The organism is Shewanella glacialipiscicola, assembly GCF_023283485.1.
Taxonomy (GTDB): Bacteria; Pseudomonadota; Gammaproteobacteria; order Enterobacterales; family Shewanellaceae; genus Shewanella; species Shewanella glacialipiscicola.
Genome location: NZ_JAKILU010000054.1, coordinates 1 through 1,670 on the forward strand (window position 1 = coordinate 1; position 1,670 = coordinate 1,670).

Consider the following 1,670-nt stretch of genomic DNA (forward strand, 5'->3'; position numbering starts at 1 on the left):
CGGTGTTTTTCAAGATAGTTGTCACTCTTTGTTTAAATATTAAGCTGCATTTATTACGCCTTCTTCTGGTGCCTTATCTGGGTTGAGTGTTACAGCGCCAACCGCTTCACAATTTCTGATCTCTGTAGACCAACGCATCGGTTTTCTTTCCTTCGCCGCCTCAAGCACTTTCTTGCGCTTCGCTAAAATAGCGCCATCTTGCAGTGCATGACGTTGCCCTGGTGAGACAAAATTTAGCTGGCTGTGTTTATGCTCATCGTTGTACCAGGTTACAAACTTTTCCACCCATTCTCTTGCTGTTGCTAAGCAGCTAAAACCTGATGCCGGCCACTGTGGGCGGTATTTCAACGTTTTAAATAACGACTCTGAAAAGGGGTTGTCATTACTCACCCTCGGCCGACTTAATGATGCCGTAATACCAAGCTCTTCCAGCTTGGCTTTCATGGTCAGTGACTTCATCGGCGCCCCATTATCAGAATGCAGCACTAATGGCGTGTTAAAGCATTGCTCGCGTAACAGACAGCGTTGGATTAGCGCAGCGGCATATTCCCCACTTTCTTGCTCATGAACTTCGTAACCCACTATTTTTCTACTGTAAATATCTTCAAACAGGTACAAATAGTAGAACTGGCCTTTGACGATTGAGGCTAAATAAGTGATGTCCCATGACCACACTTGATTCGGCCCATCTGCCCGATAACTCAACGGTTTGCTTCGATTGACCGCAGCCTGAGTGCGGCCACGATGGTTAAGTTGACCATGAGCATTTAACACTCTGTAGAAGCTGGATTCCGAGGCGATATAAATCCCGTTATCTAATAATGTTGGCACAATTTGCGACGGGGGTAAGCTGGCGTACTCCGTTTGATTACACACGCTTAATATCTGTTGTCGCTCATGTTCTTCGAGTTTATTGGCCGGCTCTGGTCGAGCTGCTGTCGGCCTTAAATCAGCTTGTACTTGACCTTCTCGATACCAACGTCGATAGGTACGCTTACTGAGGCCCGTTTCTGCACAAGCCTTATAAAGGCGAGCACCATTGGTATAGGCCTCTTGGATTAAGGCAATCAATGCTATGCGCTCAGGCAAAGGGGTTAGCTCTCCTCGCTGTCGTCCCCCCAGAGCGCATTGAGCTTTTTTCTGAGCACCAGTAACGCAGCAGCTTCAGCCAGCGCTTTCTCCTTATAGCGCAATTCCCGTTGCAGCGATTTGATTTCGGCTTTGTCAGCCTTAGCCTGCTGTTTAATGGTTTTAGTTTGTACTTCTGAGGTTTGAAAACCAGCTAAACAATCCTGTTTCCACTGCTGTACTTGCTCGCGGAACAAGCCCTTTTCACGGCAATACTGGTTTATCTCCGCTTCCGACAGCGGCGCTGTTTCAATAATCACGGCAAGTTTTGCTTCAGCCGACCAATCATCGGCTGTTAATGTTTTACCTGGCACGGGGCGACCTTCTTTTCTGGCAATATCTCGCCAATGATACAAGGTTTGCACCGCGATGCCTTCTTCCCGAGCGACCTCTGCGACCGTTAAGTTGTGAGGAGGTAATAATTTTTTAAGGATCGCCTCTTTACGTTCTGGTGAATACCGAGCCATATCGTTCTCTTTTGCCGCACCCTGTCTTTAAACATAATGATTATTTAGGGGTGACAACAATCCTGACACAGGGGG

1 protein-coding gene is annotated in these 1,670 nt (G+C 47.3%); it reads right to left on the reverse strand.

The genetic code is table 11. The features are described 5' to 3' along the window. Window positions 1-39: 39 nt before the first annotated feature. A protein-coding gene (locus L2717_RS18005; protein ID WP_086022278.1) for an IS3-like element ISSpu6 family transposase occupies window positions 40-1,595 on the reverse strand; the annotation gives its coding sequence in 2 pieces (ribosomal slippage) (window positions 40-1,133 and window positions 1,133-1,595; 1,557 coding nt in all). Between the last annotated feature and the right edge of the window lie 75 nt (window positions 1,596-1,670).